Genomic DNA, 14,054 nt, shown 5'->3' on the forward strand with positions numbered 1-14,054 from the left:
GTTAGAATGTTTTACGTTCATTAAAAGAACCTCTTTCCTATACCATATGGCGAATAAGCAGTAAGGTTGCTTATAAGCAGTGATGATTATATCATAAAAATGGAAGATTTGTTCTTAAAAATGAACTAAAATAAATATTTTTGTTCTCAATAAGGTATATTTGTGTGGTACAGGGAGGTATAGATACTTATAAATACATGTAGATATTCATAGATACGTGTATATCTAGCTATATCATAGAGAATATAGGGAAATCGAGAAGCTTCTGCCTGTTCTTTCACCTTTATTTCAAATATAGTATAATTTTGGAAAAGGGGGAGAGGAAATGAAAAAGCTAATCTTTTTGGTTGTGATTTGCATTGGTTTTATATTGAGTTTTAACACACCAAGTGCTGAGGCGAAGCTTACATTAGACTACAAAAACGTGAATTTTCACATGAGTGAGGATTCAGAGAGTTTTTCAATGGCAGACTATTTTGATCGGACTTATGATCGCACTTGGCTCTTCTACAAATTCACAATTAGCAATGCTGAGGGGTGTACTCTAAATATGAAAATCAGTAGGATAACTCTTGCTGGCTGGGTATTCCCACGTAGTGAAAAGCAGTTTGTAGGGAACTATGCCGACTATACTGCTGCAGATCGAGTAGAGGGAGATGCAAATCGTAATCATGTGTTAGAGATTACAAAGAATCCAGGCTGCGGAGATGTGTGGATTAAAGGTATTTATGGATTTGAACATGAAGATTCATTTGATTGGTAAGCTTAATACATAGTCAAGGTATATCCTTGACCTTTTTTATGTATATGATGATAATTTAAAGTGATCATACCTAATGAATGTGGGGTAGTTAAATTGATTAAATCAAATCTAAAGCCGATATTAGACGAAAGGAATATCAGTATTCGAAAGCTTTCCAATGATATTGACCATGGTTTTAACACAGTTAGGAAGCTTTATCACGATGAAATGGAACGGTATCCAAGGGATCTGCTTGATAAAGTCTGTACATATTTAGACATTGAGCTGCATGAGCTGTTGATTTACAAAAAAGATCAACAGGGTTGTTACAGTTACTGAGGAATATAGAACTCATTATAATTTAAGTGACGGTATTAGAAGATGTAGATGAATTCTCTTATTGCCTCGATACAAACAAAATGGAAAACGACGAATGTCCAGTAATAGTTTGGGCAAATGAAGCCGGGTATGGTGACAAGGTTGCAGATAACTTTCTGCAATTTTTCTTGGAAGAGCTTGAAGAAGCAAAAGAAAATTGGGAAGAGGACGAAGATTGGGACGATTAAGTAGAAGTATTGCAAAGTTAAGCTCTCTTTTTGAGAGCTTTTTTTGTATGAAATAATGAAATAAGATACTGTTGATTGAAAAGAAACTGTTTTTCCATCTATTATATTTGGTGGAATTTAAGTTGAATATCTCGCTGGAATTACCGATAAATAACATGTGAAATAATACCAAACAGAAGGAGTTTGTTATACAAAGGTGAAGCGAACATATACAAATATGACCCTATACTTGGACAAAACAAAGTTGTGATAGGATGGGACAAATACATTGAAATTCCAATGAACGAACTTCCTTCAAATGAGATTCAAGTTGAAGGTCTTGGGAAAAACATGAAAATCATTTATAGCAACGTTGTAAAATTCGAGAGAGGATGAATGTTATGGAAGGTCTAAATAACTCTTACAATATCACGAAAGATCCGAAATTTTTAGCGTTTTGCAGTTTAGCGACAGAAGGTGCAGGAATTAGTTCGAATCAGCAATGTTCAATTGGTTTTAATGAATTCAAAGAAGCGCTGGAGAATGGCAAAGTAGTTGATAATAAAAACCTTAAAAGCAGTTCAGAGTTAAATCACCAGTTTGATTACTGGAAGTCCAGAATAACTGGGGGACGAGCTGTAACTGAAACTGATAATCAAGTGTTAGATATCATCAAACAAGCATACAATCTTGGAATGGTTACGAAAGATAATATGCTTTTGAGAAATCAAGCCATTAACGCGTATAAAACATCTATTTAATTTAAAATTAAAGCCCCTTATTCAGGAAGGGGCTTTTGCTTTGCAACTTATTCTTTATGTTTAATCTAAAACCATAATCCTGCACTTTTGTTTCTTCTTCAGGCAAATCAAATTCATTAAGTTTCTTTTTAGTACGGATATCAAAAATCCCCATATAGCCACCAATGCCTTTTTTGTTTTCCTCTTGTGAAATCACATAAAGTTTTTGATCTTTAAACTTTGCATTCATATACGGAAATTGTAAATCGAATTTTTCAAAAGAAAAATCTTGATCGTACTCAAGTAAGCAGGCGTATCCGGATTTATTAATATATGTAACGTAAAATTTACCGCTTTTTTTGTCGTAATACACAGCGTCCGCTTGTTCGAGATCATCAGGATATTTTATGAATTTTGATTTCCATGATCCTTTTTCGATTACAGTTAGTTCATGTTCTGAGCTAGCCACAACATATTTTTCAGAGTGATCAAATACATCTCCATAGGAAGCTAATCCAATCGTTTTAATAATCTCTTCTGTTTTTCTATCAATGACGTACAAAGACATTCCTTGAATGACGTAAATATACTTATCATCGCTTTCTCCCATGGTTACGAGGGAGGGCAAAGTCAGGCTGTATTTTTTATTGAACTTTTTATCATTTACTTTCAGTTCATTTCCATTGGTGTCGACATTATAGGCTTTTACAGAAATATCTTCTCCTTGATGCCAAAAAGCAAATGGATTGGATAATTTATGTTCTTTAATGGTGTTGTTTTTTAATGTGTAATAATATGGTTCATGTTCAGCTAACAAGACGATATCGTCTGAAGAGGGGGTTTTTTCTGGATATATGGTATATCCGGTACCTTAAAGTATCGTTTATTGAATTTTTCTCCTTGTGATGTGGATATGAGTACGCTTTTCTTGATGAGTGAATTTGAATAGATAAAAAAGATTTTATCCTCGGTTGGATTAATTTTAGAAGTACTTACAGAGTGTTCACCTTTATTTATAAAGAATGCATTGATCAACAATATAACTATTGCACCAATTAGAACTCCTGAAATCCCATATAAAACATAAGACTTTTTCATATAACGCTCCTTATCTTTTATATAAAATAAAAACACACTTGCAGAATAAATCTGCAAGTAAAATGATTAGTAGCTAACAGTTTTTGATGAACGATCAATATCTGCAGGTGTGACAAGTGCGCCTCCATTACTGTCTAGGTCGGTTCCTTTTGTGTTTTTGTATGATTGCCACACAAGTTTAGAGCAATACTATTTATTTGTGCTTTTTTGGTTGCAGCCACTGAATAAGGCTTACCTGTTTTACTACTAGCATATCTCTGGGCCTTTACCTTATCATAGATATCTGCGCCCTTAACATACTGTTTCTTTTTGCTTTTGAATCGCTTACCCCAGTTGTTCTGATAATTCCTTACCCCTTTTCCAGCCCATGCTTCCATAATTTTGTTACGGACGGGATAAGAAATAAATATGGATCTAAAGCGCTTACGAGCTGTTTCATATACACCTGGAGGCACAGCTTTGCATAGAGCAGGTTTGACGGGCGGACACAAATCATAAAATAAAAAGCCCACTCATATGAGTAGGGCTAAATTAATTAATTTTTTAACCTCCGACTGGCCTTTCAGCTATCTGGATGTTAGATGGTGAATCTGTACTCAATTGCGTTAAAGCTACTCCACTTAAAATTACAGTTAAAATAGATACGCAAAGCATAATTTTTTTCATAAGATTCCCTCCACCTGATTCATTTTCTGTTCAGCCCAAATTTTTTCATTGAAAAAGCTTGTTGCTTCTTCAAAAGCACCTATTGATTCAAACCTTTTTGCAGCTATGTAGGACAATTCATCTACACTTTCAAGGTCATTTTGTTGTTTTAAAAACTCAATGTAACGGATGCAATTATTGAAGTTGTTTTTTAATTCACCACAATATAGGTTGTATAGGATGCTAATTTTGGCTTCGTATATCTTATTCTCCATTAATATGAGTCTTTCCTGTGCTTTATTGTAAAAATTAATGGCTTTCATTTTTTCGTCAATTTTAAATTGTTCCTTAATCATCATGAATAAAGAATTTATATAATAATTTGAATTCATCCAAGATTCATTTCCAATAGCTTTTTCGAGAGATTTAATGCACTTATCAGGTTTGTCCCAATCAGAATACACGATACTAAGGTTGTGATATAACTGAGCTTCCAAAAATTCATCCTTTGTTTCTTGTGCAATGTCTATTGCTTCTAAATAATATGTTTCTGACTCTTCAAACCGTTTCATATCGGAATAGTTTGCAGCCGCAATCATTGTTGAAGTTGCCAGTTTGCATTTATAGTCAGGGTGTCGCTTATATATTGCAATTGCATTCTTGATATAGTGTTGTGCCACAATGCTTTGTTTAACAAGAGTGTATAAGTAGGAGACCTTGGAGTAGAATTCAGCTGCTTCAATTTCATCCGGAATTTCTGCAAGCTTTTTCTCAGCTAATCCATATAAGTTAATTGCTCGATCATAATTTTTGTTGTATGCCTCGTACATTGCTTCAAATAAATAAAAGTTATATTCCAATTTATCGTTCGTTCTTTTTATGAAATTTTCATTCTCTTCAGTGAAATAAGTGTGCTTTTGTAATGGCTCTCCGCGTGAAGAATGTAGCAACATTTTGTGTCTTTCTTCTAATAAACTGTAATATGCAAGAACTTCTTGATCTTCTTCCATGTCATCGAACAGGCTTTTTATCTCTGAGTAATATTTTATTGACTCATTTACCTTTTGTTTCTTTATAGCAATGTACCAATCATTCAGTGTAGTAGCGACAACTTCTGAAGCGATCTTGCTCATCCAAACCCCTCTTTCTGAAAATTTCCAAAATCCCTTGAAAATAATCATAACATGTCATTGAAAAAAATGTAAAAGGATGTAGAGTTTTTGTGGTTTCTAATTTGAAAAAACGGAAAAAATACACTCCTCGTTAGAGAAGGGTACGTGATCAGTTTGCTGTTGCTTTCAGAGAAGCAAGCCACTCATCTAATGTTCCGGAGAAACCTTGTTGAACAGCTAATTCATATGCTGATTTTCCATCTTTACCGGCAGCACCAGTAGCTCCAGTAATGCCTTTTTCACTTTTTAATGAAGATAACCATTCAAAAGTGATGAATATTCAAGGCGGGAGTAAGGGAAATTAACAAAAAAATGTGAGGGAATGTAGATGAAACGATTTACCTTGGTTATACCTTTATTGGCTGCTGTTATCGCCTCTCCAACTCAAATGAAAGCAAGTCCAATGCCTTGTACTGCAGTACTCGAACCGGTGAATCAAAAACTGAAAAATGCGAAGGGCGCGGCACTAATCTATAAAGTGCAGTTATACCCGCCAAGTGCTGCAAGAACGAATATGAGTATTCTTGCTGTCCACCTTCCTCAACCATCTTATTATGGAAGCTACGACGGTTATGAAGGATTTGCCGCCAAAACAGGGGAAATCAGTTGGCGATTTAAACTATATCCGACTCCCGAGGAAGAGAGCCCTAATTGGGCTGGAAGGATTGATTCCATATCAGCTGAAATGACAAATGTTAAAGTGCAAGTACGCCTTTCAAATTCTAAGACACAAAAGTTGGGGCCGAGTGTATTAACAAACAATATTCAATCTTGCTATTAGAAATGTAGAGCTCTTATCAAAGAGAGCGATGCGACTGGATCTTTTGAAAAAATTCTGGTGAAAAATGAAAAAGATTCCATAAAGGTGGAGTGCAAGAGGGCAACGGTATGAATGATGAGGAATTAAGAATCGTTCTGAAATCAATTCATCATTGACAGAACAGAGCCGGTAAAAGTCGATATTGCGTTTGATTTTGTACAAGAAAGACGGCATAAAAAGAAATGGTTAGCTAAAAAAAGGCAAAGAGTCAACGCTCTTTACCATCAGGTGTTTTCCTTAAGCGGTCTGCAATATGCTTAATTAAACTCAGTGCAGCAGTCACTAATCCAATAACTAAAACAATTTCAAGTAAGAGGATAAATCCAAAATTTAAACCGCGACTTTCAAAGTAATCACCAGTAAAAGAGAGCAATTGATAAATACCAAGCATTAGCACAATAAAGGAAGCGCCTATAATCGCCAGAGACTTTTTAGAGAACTCCTTAGTATGGTTAAAATTATAAACCAATAAGAACAAAAATAGACAAGCCATGGCGATCTTATGAGTCAATGAATCACTTGCTGAAAACCCTTGCACAAGTAAGGAGATAATTAATCCGGTCATTCCGATTATTTTGTTCAATATATCACCTGCTTTGTATAAGTATGACTTAGATGTCAGCTTACCAATTAAAGGTGATATTCTCAACATAATGCAGTTTAAAGTTAACTTAAAATGTGATTATTTTAAGAAAGAGGTTGAAATATGCTCGGTTGTCAAAAAGGGGAGCAAGTAAGGTTTTTGAGAATGGAGAATTGGGAATTATATTGTGGACGACAATTCGAGGTTCTGTAGGTGTTGAATGGGACTCTGGTGAATATGGTGAATACAATGATAAAGTCGATGAGCTATTAATGTTAGCAGATTAATATGTTTTCCGAAAGTTAAACGAAAGCAGTTCATTAAAGGAAGGGTTAGACAATGATTAAAATACCGCTATTCCAAGATGAATATTGCAATGGTGAATTGTTGAAATTGATAGGCTATTAAATGGTTTCATAAAAGCAGAGTTAATTAATATTGAAGTGATTGATATCAAATACATTTCACTAAATACTGTGTGAACTCATAATACAGCTCTGCGTATATATAGAGAAAGGACTTAAGATCACTAGGACGTGAAGATGAAATCATGATTTTAAACGGAGTAAGAAGAAGAAATGAAAACCTATGTAGCAACCAAGGAAACTGAGTACTTTACCAATGAATCAATTAAAGAGGTGCTTTATGCTGGTGACAATAAAGAAGCTGTCTTTAGCAAAATTGATGGCACTTCAGGCAACAGGATAATTTTAGATGTTTGTTTTGATGGCTTGAGGATTAAATCTTTTATCAGAATTCATAATGGTGATTGGCGAGTAGCTTTTGATAAATTGGGCAGCACAAAGAAAGAAGTTGAAGACTACAATGCCAAACTAATTGAGGCAAAATTTCTTTTAAATGTTGGAGAGAGCTGAACAAGTCTAGATAAAAGAAGAAGGATTTTATCTAGACTTGTTTTTTGTGTGGGAGCAGCCTTGAATATTCGATTGTATTACCAATATATCGTAATTTTTACAAATAATCCATTTCTGTCTTACGATAGTTTTTAACGAATACAAAAAAGCCCCACGAATGGAGCTGCTAAATTACGTTTTATTGAACATAGCCAGAAAAGTCGCTCGGAGCAGAGAAAGATAGATAGTAAAGCGCATTGGCATCTAGATTTTTTATTGTTCCTGTAGCTGTACCATTAGCATTTACAGTTAGTGTTTCAGTAGCAAAAATCCAGTCGGAATCATTCCAAACTTTCACAGTTAGTTTAGTTCCAATATTGTTTGTAATTGAATAGCTTATCGTAGATTTGCCTTGAAAATAACTGTTTGAATATAATGTATTGCCAGTTGCTTGTCCAGCGAATGTCAATTTGTTTTTCGTAAGATTTACAACGCTATTTGAATTAGGAGGGTTAAGACCAAAAGCTTTAAATTCACCTTCGACAGAGCTAGTAAGCTTAGTTGAAAACCTAGAATTGTCGGTCTCAGCAGATGCGGCAGTGGCAATGCTCAGAGAAAGAATGGCCACCATGGTGCAAATAATAAAACTAAACAACTTTTCCAAATTAAACACTCCTTTATTTGTAAATTAAAGTAAATAATAACATTTAATTTTAGGAGGTCAATAGGTTTATTCAAACTGGAATGAATCTGTCACAAAATATGAAGAGCATTTTGGTGAATTACAGCTAAACGATTTGGATAACTTATTGTATTACGTACTTGACTTTAAAAGGCTAAGCATTAAGGAGTTATGTAATGGAGAGATTATACTCTCCAAGATTCAAAGGAATGTATGCGGAGTTCCATGTAGTCCTTAAATCTATAATCACTTTCAGCCAGCTATAAGAATGTTTATTAATCTCATATGGGGAGTTAGCTTTTTTAATACGATTCCTTCAAGATGCTTTTCTTTGGTAGCTTAAAGTAAGCTAAACCGTTTCCCTGCAGACCTTCAATAACAAATACATTGTAATGTTCAAGTTTAATGTCTAAAAGCATGTTTTTTCGTTCAGTGAGCGGCTTATTAGCAATTGAATGCCCATTAATATAAATTACATCGACTACACAGTAAACGACCTTATGGGCAGATTTTTTAGACATAAAGCGTCCCATTACAGTCTCAAAGTCAGGAACACCACCTTGGGCTGCAAAAACAACAGTACCATTGAGCATATCAAGATTCGAGAGTTCTGGGAACTTGTTTGTTACTTTATTGTTGTGACGAAGTATAAAGCTGGAAGGTTCAGTGTGAGCTTTAGGGGCTGAATTTCTTAGAGAAAGCACTGTATGAAGAGGGATTTTAATTAAATAAAGCAGACATTAAGCCTGCTTTATCTTTTTGAACATTAATATGCATTATGTTCTCACCAAATGCCCGTCCTTAAGATTTTAAATTCTGGGCACGATCAGACTTTTTAGGGAAAATACATTCTAACAAAAGAAAAAATAAAGTTAATCCTAATGATAATTTAAAATTGTCGCTGTTCCCAATTGAACATAAGATACCCACTATATAAATGAATAAAAACCTAAACAATGAGGCAAATATAAACTTGAAGAAGTTATCCCCAATGAGATGCCTTCCAACAGCCACAAAAATATTATCAAAAGTAAAAGAATAAACAACCATACACACACTTGTTATAACAATCTGTTTAAATTCTATTTCTAATTCAAAGAAGCTTACAAGCACATTTGCTGATCCTGTTGCAAATAAGATTATCACCATTATGACTGCAGTAGGAATGAGTGATAAAACCAAAGCTCCTATTACTGTAGATAATAAAAATTTTTCATTTGTGTTTTTTTCTGCAGCTTCTTTCTTTTCTCCTCTGTACATAAAAATAAAAAAGACGATGAGAGATAAAAGATAAATTGATAACGTCATAACAAGCAGATTCATGGTGATCTCTCCTTACCTAATTAAAACAAAAGAGTGAAGGTTGTAAGCCTCACTCTCTTGTTTTTAATGTATAGTTATACCAAAAAGAACACAACAACCTTCGCAATTAACTGTGCATCAGCTAATGGAATTCCGGCTTTCACTAAGGCCACAGTAACAGCTGTTTCTCCGAAATTTGTAAGTTCATCTATAACGTCCGCCGCTTTGTGTCCCCACTTAGAACAAGCATCACCAGCTTTTTGAGCCCATTTATATGGGATCTTTTTAATAAGGTTTCCTAAAGCGGGGCCACCAACCCTAAGTGCTTTTACTAATATTTGTTTAGCGAAAGGAATGCCCTGTGTATGTACTTCAGAATTTGAAGCTAAAGGAGCCTGTACGCTATTTTGAACTACAGGTGCTTTTTTACTTTCTGCTGCACTTGCATAGCCAGGAGAAACAACTGATATAGCCAGCACAGTCAACGTGAACACCATGATAAATGAAATAAGTTTTTTCTTCATTTCTTCACCATCCTTAAATAACCATTAGTTTAATATATTTACAACTATATTGGATATTTGTAATAAAATCAATATATTACCTAAAAATTTTCAGTTATAAAAGAAGGAACAAGAATTTTAAAAACATACTTTTGTTATTATACGAGACACAACTTTTTTAAAAAAGAACCGAAAGTCTCATTGGGGATGCCCATTTTATGCCGTGGAGAAGATTCAATAAAACTGTAGTTTTAACAAAAACAAATATTTTCAGGGTAACGTCTGAGTGTAATATCATTAAAACACTCAGAGGGGGAATTAGGTTTGAGAAACACCATTGACAAGATTGGAATTTTACTGAAGTGGTTTGCTTTATGATTTTGGGGCAGGAGTTTATGCGAAAGAGCTAACTCAGACTAGGAATGATACTGAAAGCAACGTCTACCATCAATCAATATACTTAAAACCGCCTCAATTATTAAGACCCCTAGTTTTTCGACAACTGCAGATGATTGGGAGGATGCCGGAACTACATACGGGATACCAAATTTGACAAGTACTCAACTGCCGCTCTCGTTCAAACATAGGATTTGCTTTTAAAGTTGCCTACAGGGGGATGGTCATCTTATTTAGCTAGATTAGCTAATATGATCATTCTAGGTGAATATAAAATTGTTTACTTTAAGGATAAGAAGGAATTTAAGATGGCAGTGGCAATTTTAATGACAAAACACCATGTAACGATTTATGAAGATAAGGATAGAAAGAAAAAATCGGGAGTGACAGCTTTATCATCACAGACAAAAGCGGCTCAAAAGCTGCTGCAATGTGATAAAAAATAATCCTGCCTTAGGTGGGAGGATTATTACATGCTGTTTATTAAGCTGTAAACAATAAATAATGGATAAGAGATAATAGCAATTAGTTTTGAAGATTTGCTCTTTTTTTTAAATGTGTATATTAGTGCAAATCCTAAAAAGAATATTGTGACAAACCAAGAAGAATAGGATGGGTACAATGCAATAAGTAAGACAATAAGAGTGGATAACGCAAAAGAAGAGTTTAGTGTTATTTTCTGATCGTTTTTCAAATAAACCGCCTCCTTACACATATTCTCCCCATATAAAAACACTTAAACATTATATTAAGTCAGCATATGATTAAATGATAAACATTTTAAGTAAAGAACAAGATAAAGTAATCCGGCATTTCAAGGACAAGCTGAACATGTCTGAAAAACTGTACAAATCCTTAGTACATTTAAACTGCTTATAGATAAGCAAAATGATTAAGCGGAAAGGCTAGATAGACTTATAAGTCAGACCTTACCTAAACATTAGATCGCTTAAAGAAGGTGATGTGGTTGATCAGCCAATGGAATATTTCATGATGCAATTGTGCGGTTCTATAATGGTGAAGACCTCGCCGTGTTCCATTTGTCCAGGGGGAATTTGTTTAAATTCATAAACATGAGGCGTTTTAGTCTGTCATTTCCTAAAACAGTGTTTTATCCTTGTTACAAATATGCAAGAAGGGCGGTTTGAACTTGTATAGAGTGTTTATAATGCTGTTAATTTTGTTATGTATAACATTAGGGTGTCAAAACCAACATAACAAACATTTTATGGAGGCTGAGCAAACCATGGTCGGCTATGTCATTTTAAAAGGAGAGAATCAAGCAATTCTCATACCTAATGAAAAAGCTGATGTTAAAGACTATGAAAATCTTAGTGAAAAAGAGATTATTGAAAAGTATAGATCGGATATAGTTTTACTGGGACTTAGTGAACTTAACAATAAAGATGACTTGAGCAAAGGACAAAAAATTCGTATTTGGTATAAAAAATTAAATGAATCTTCACCTCCAAAAACAAACATCTCAAAGTTTGAAAGTATTTAGTACATATTCTTTCATTCCTAGGAATGCCGCTGCAAAACTGAAGCGGCATATTGAACAGAAATTAATGTCTTCAAACCTCACCTCATTCGCGGTGGCTTATTCCTGCCCCAAGATTTATTTGACGATTGTGACTCAGGTGCAGAGAAGGCACATATCAAGAATTCATTTTTGAATTACTGGGCACCTTGAATAAAACCAGCATTCCCATATTCATATGCGAAGAGATCGGTACTGAACGCTGGATAAAGAAAAAAGTTAACGATACATTGAACAAGCTTGTGAGGCTTTGATAAAGAAAGAACAGTCAAGAGACGAACCATTACATACATATAATACTCCTGTGAAAGCGGGGGTGTAGTTTTGGAACCTTACCAACGTTATGAGGAATTAAAGAAGAAAACAATAAAGGTTGTCCATAAAGATAATTACAGTATCCGCTATATAGATCAGGATGAAGCGAGTAATGACTTAGATGAATTTTATAAACAATTTGCTCAGCATTTATTGGAGGCTGCTTTGGAAAGGAGTGCAGAGTAAGCTTCTTTTTTTGATTTGTTTGTAGTAAGTATCTTAATAAACGGCTTTATCGGTACTGATATTAATCACATGCGTCACCTCTTGCAGCAAAGCGGCTTCTGCGACATTTTGTCCGCCGATAAGGTTGGTTTGAATGGCTTCAAAGGGATTATCCTCACATGTCGGAACCTGCTTCAGCGCAGCTGTGTGAAAGACAATATCAACACCTTTCATCACTTGGTTGACTCTTCTGTAGTCACGAACATCGCCGAGCACAAACGACAGTCTTTGTTCATCCGCGTATTTTTGTTTCATCACATATTGTTTGCTGTCATCTTTGCTGAACACAATGACTTCTTTAGGGGTTAAGAGCAAAAGGCGTTTTACTATTTGGCTTCCGATTGATCCTGTCCCGCCTGTGACGAGAACAGTTTTATCGTGAAAAAACGGTTGTAGCTCTACTGCTTGCTGTTTAGGCATGGCTTATCCTCCAACTCTCGTTTCTCTACCATGCATCATATGTTGAACAATTTCAGCGAGTTAATGAAAGAAACCAATAAATCAAAAATTAGAGAAAAACATTAATCTGTGCGCTTTCACTTCGCTTTACCCGATTAATAGAATAGAAATACAAATAAAACATTGTACTAAATATTCATTTTAAATATTTGCTCATGTCAATTTTTTCTCTCCATAAATTCTCATATTCGTACAATCTTCACAAAAACTTAACACTGAACTTCCTGTATGTATTTTACAATTAAAGTGAACGTTCATTAAAAGGAGGAAGGAAAATGAATCATTCAAAAACACTTTTGTTAACCGCGGCAGCCGGATTGATGCTCACATGCGGTGCGGTTTCTTCCCAGGCCAAGCATAAGCTGTCTGATCCTTATCACTTTACCGTGAATGCGGCGGCGGAAACGGAGCCGGTTGATACAGCCGGTGATGCAGCTGATGATCCTGCGATTTGGCTGGACCCCAAGAATCCTCAGAACAGCAAATTGATCACAACCAATAAAAAATCAGGCTTAGTCGTGTACAGCCTAGAGGGAAAGACGCTTCATTCCTATCATACCGGGAAGCTGAACAATGTTGATATCCGCTATGATTTTCCGTTGAACGGAAAAAAAGTCGATATTGCGGCGGCATCCAATCGGTCTGAAGGAAAGAATACCATTGAGATTTACGCCATTGACGGGAAAAACGGCACATTACAAAGCATTACAGATCCAGACCGCCCGATTGCATCAGCAATTGATGAAGTATACGGTTTCAGCTTGTACCACAGTCAAAAAACAGGAAGATATTACGCGATGGTGACAGGGAAAGAAGGCGAATTTGAACAATACGAATTAAATGCGGATAAAAATGGATACATATCCGGCAAAAAGGTAAGGGCGTTTAAAATGAATTCTCAGACAGAAGGGATGGCAGCAGACGATGAATACGGCAGTCTTTATATCGCAGAAGAAGATGAGGCCATCTGGAAGTTCAGCGCTGAGCCGGACGGCGGCAGTAACGGAACGGTTATCGATCGTGCCGACGGCAGGCATTTAACCCCTGATATTGAAGGACTGACGATTTACTACGCTGCTGACGGGAAAGGTTATCTGCTTGCATCAAGCCAGGGTAACAGCAGCTACGCGATTTATGAAAGACAGGGACAGAACAAATATGTTGCGGACTTTCAGATAACAGACGGGCCTGAAACAGACGGCACAAGCGATACAGACGGAATTGACGTTCTGGGTTTCGGGCTGGGGCCTGAATATCCGTTCGGCCTTTTTGTCGCACAGGATGGAGAAAATATAGATCACGGCCAAAAAGTGAATCAAAATTTTAAAATGGTGCCTTGGGAAAGAATCGCTGATAAAATCGGCTTTCACCCGCAGGTCAATAAACAGGTTGACCCGAGAAAACTGACTGACAGAAGCGGAAAATAAACATGA

At 35.5% G+C, this 14,054-nt stretch carries 17 protein-coding genes and 5 pseudogenes; 12 read left to right on the forward strand and 10 right to left on the reverse strand.

Annotated features, from left to right (window positions below; all coding sequences use genetic code 11):
- Positions 1-325 precede the first annotated feature (325 nt).
- The 4 genes and pseudogenes from ACNFN4_RS17915 (at position 326) to ACNFN4_RS17930 (ending at position 2,048) form a co-directional block, all read left to right on the forward strand.
- Positions 326-763 carry a hypothetical protein gene (locus ACNFN4_RS17915; RefSeq protein WP_022553198.1) on the forward strand — a complete coding sequence of 146 codons (438 nt, stop codon included), beginning with the start codon at positions 326-328 and terminating at the stop codon, positions 761-763.
- 93 nt (positions 764-856) lie between these two features.
- Positions 857-1,081, forward strand: coding sequence for a helix-turn-helix domain-containing protein (locus ACNFN4_RS17920; RefSeq protein WP_022553199.1), 225 nt, complete (start codon positions 857-859; stop codon positions 1,079-1,081).
- Positions 1,065-1,308, forward strand: a pseudogene (locus ACNFN4_RS17925) (SMI1/KNR4 family protein); the annotation flags it as partial. The gene ACNFN4_RS17920 and the pseudogene ACNFN4_RS17925, both read left to right, overlap by 17 nt.
- A gap of 380 nt (positions 1,309-1,688) precedes the next feature.
- On the forward strand, positions 1,689-2,048 hold the full coding sequence (locus ACNFN4_RS17930) for a hypothetical protein (protein WP_021493945.1): 360 nt from the start codon (positions 1,689-1,691) through the stop codon (positions 2,046-2,048).
- 7 nt (positions 2,049-2,055) lie between these two features.
- Here the strand turns inward: ACNFN4_RS17930 and ACNFN4_RS17935 are convergent.
- Positions 2,056-3,125 (reverse strand): annotated as a pseudogene (locus ACNFN4_RS17935) (hypothetical protein).
- Positions 3,126-3,505: 380 nt separating this feature from the next.
- Here ACNFN4_RS17935 and ACNFN4_RS17940 point away from each other — a divergent pair.
- A pseudogene (locus tag ACNFN4_RS17940) lies at positions 3,506-3,623 on the forward strand (DNA polymerase); the annotation flags it as partial.
- A gap of 45 nt (positions 3,624-3,668) precedes the next feature.
- Here ACNFN4_RS17940 and ACNFN4_RS17945 read toward each other — a convergent pair.
- Positions 3,669-3,791: a PhrK family phosphatase-inhibitory pheromone gene (locus tag ACNFN4_RS17945; protein ID WP_029974280.1), complete on the reverse strand. Its 123-nt coding sequence runs from the start codon at positions 3,789-3,791 to the stop codon at positions 3,669-3,671.
- On the reverse strand, positions 3,788-4,903 hold the full coding sequence (locus ACNFN4_RS17950; protein WP_022553203.1) for a Rap family tetratricopeptide repeat protein: 1,116 nt from the start codon (positions 4,901-4,903) through the stop codon (positions 3,788-3,790). Before ACNFN4_RS17950 ends, ACNFN4_RS17945 begins: the two co-directional genes overlap by 4 nt.
- A 367-nt stretch (positions 4,904-5,270) precedes the next feature.
- On the opposite strand from ACNFN4_RS17950, the gene ACNFN4_RS17955 reads away from it, so the two are divergent.
- The gene (locus ACNFN4_RS17955) at positions 5,271-5,723 is read left to right on the forward strand and encodes a hypothetical protein (protein WP_021493940.1); all 453 of its coding nucleotides are present in this window, start codon (positions 5,271-5,273) and stop codon (positions 5,721-5,723) included.
- Between the two features lie 247 nt (positions 5,724-5,970).
- Here ACNFN4_RS17955 and ACNFN4_RS17960 read toward each other — a convergent pair whose 3' ends face one another.
- Positions 5,971-6,345 (reverse strand): YoqO family protein, encoded by a 375-nt coding sequence (locus ACNFN4_RS17960; protein WP_021493939.1) that lies wholly within the window; start codon positions 6,343-6,345, stop codon positions 5,971-5,973.
- 578 nt (positions 6,346-6,923) lie between these two features.
- Here ACNFN4_RS17960 and ACNFN4_RS17965 point away from each other — a divergent pair.
- Positions 6,924-7,220: a hypothetical protein gene (locus tag ACNFN4_RS17965; protein ID WP_021493937.1), complete on the forward strand. Its 297-nt coding sequence runs from the start codon at positions 6,924-6,926 to the stop codon at positions 7,218-7,220.
- Positions 7,221-7,398: 178 nt separating this feature from the next.
- Here ACNFN4_RS17965 and ACNFN4_RS17970 read toward each other — a convergent pair whose 3' ends face one another.
- The 4 genes and pseudogenes from ACNFN4_RS17970 to ACNFN4_RS17985 form a co-directional block, all read right to left on the reverse strand.
- On the reverse strand, positions 7,399-7,863 hold the full coding sequence (locus ACNFN4_RS17970; protein ID WP_021493936.1) for a hypothetical protein: 465 nt from the start codon (positions 7,861-7,863) through the stop codon (positions 7,399-7,401).
- Positions 7,864-8,125: 262 nt separating this feature from the next.
- Positions 8,126-8,525, reverse strand: a pseudogene (locus ACNFN4_RS17975) (ATP-dependent DNA ligase); the annotation flags it as partial.
- 157 nt (positions 8,526-8,682) lie between these two features.
- Entirely contained in the window at positions 8,683-9,204 is a 522-nt protein-coding gene (locus ACNFN4_RS17980) for a hypothetical protein (RefSeq protein ID WP_021493934.1), read from the reverse strand.
- Between the two features lie 74 nt (positions 9,205-9,278).
- Positions 9,279-9,707, reverse strand: coding sequence for a hypothetical protein (locus ACNFN4_RS17985; RefSeq protein WP_021493933.1), 429 nt, complete (start codon positions 9,705-9,707; stop codon positions 9,279-9,281).
- A 581-nt stretch (positions 9,708-10,288) separates the two neighbouring features.
- Here ACNFN4_RS17985 and ACNFN4_RS17990 point away from each other — a divergent pair.
- Positions 10,289-10,528 carry a hypothetical protein gene (locus tag ACNFN4_RS17990; RefSeq protein WP_315956501.1) on the forward strand — a complete coding sequence of 80 codons (240 nt, stop codon included), beginning with the start codon at positions 10,289-10,291 and terminating at the stop codon, positions 10,526-10,528.
- A gap of 23 nt (positions 10,529-10,551) precedes the next feature.
- On the opposite strand, the gene ACNFN4_RS17995 is transcribed toward ACNFN4_RS17990, so the two are convergent.
- Positions 10,552-10,776 carry a hypothetical protein gene (locus tag ACNFN4_RS17995; protein ID WP_224988096.1) on the reverse strand — a complete coding sequence of 75 codons (225 nt, stop codon included), beginning with the start codon at positions 10,774-10,776 and terminating at the stop codon, positions 10,552-10,554.
- 465 nt (positions 10,777-11,241) lie between these two features.
- Here ACNFN4_RS17995 and ACNFN4_RS18000 point away from each other — a divergent pair, with 465 nt between their 5' ends.
- The 3 genes and pseudogenes from ACNFN4_RS18000 to sprB all read left to right on the forward strand — a co-directional run bounded on the left by ACNFN4_RS18000 (position 11,242) and on the right by sprB (position 12,123).
- On the forward strand, positions 11,242-11,586 hold the full coding sequence (locus tag ACNFN4_RS18000; protein WP_260399126.1) for a YobA family protein: 345 nt from the start codon (positions 11,242-11,244) through the stop codon (positions 11,584-11,586).
- A gap of 185 nt (positions 11,587-11,771) precedes the next feature.
- Positions 11,772-11,944 (forward strand): annotated as a pseudogene (locus ACNFN4_RS18005) (hypothetical protein); the annotation flags it as partial.
- A gap of 2 nt (positions 11,945-11,946) precedes the next feature.
- Positions 11,947-12,123, forward strand: a complete 177-nt coding sequence (sprB, locus tag ACNFN4_RS18010) for a recombination directionality factor SprB (protein ID WP_007612049.1) — start codon at positions 11,947-11,949, stop codon at positions 12,121-12,123.
- Positions 12,124-12,156: 33 nt separating this feature from the next.
- Here the strand turns inward: sprB and ACNFN4_RS18015 are convergent, their stop codons facing one another.
- Positions 12,157-12,582, reverse strand: a complete 426-nt coding sequence (locus ACNFN4_RS18015) for an SDR family NAD(P)-dependent oxidoreductase (protein WP_003153663.1) — start codon at positions 12,580-12,582, stop codon at positions 12,157-12,159.
- 314 nt (positions 12,583-12,896) lie between these two features.
- On the opposite strand from ACNFN4_RS18015, the gene phyC reads away from it, so the two are divergent.
- Positions 12,897-14,048, forward strand: a complete 1,152-nt coding sequence (phyC, locus tag ACNFN4_RS18020; protein ID WP_094295957.1) for a 3-phytase — start codon at positions 12,897-12,899, stop codon at positions 14,046-14,048.
- Positions 14,049-14,054 lie beyond the last annotated feature (6 nt).

The sequence above is a fragment of the Bacillus sp. N1(2025) genome (assembly GCF_053470005.1).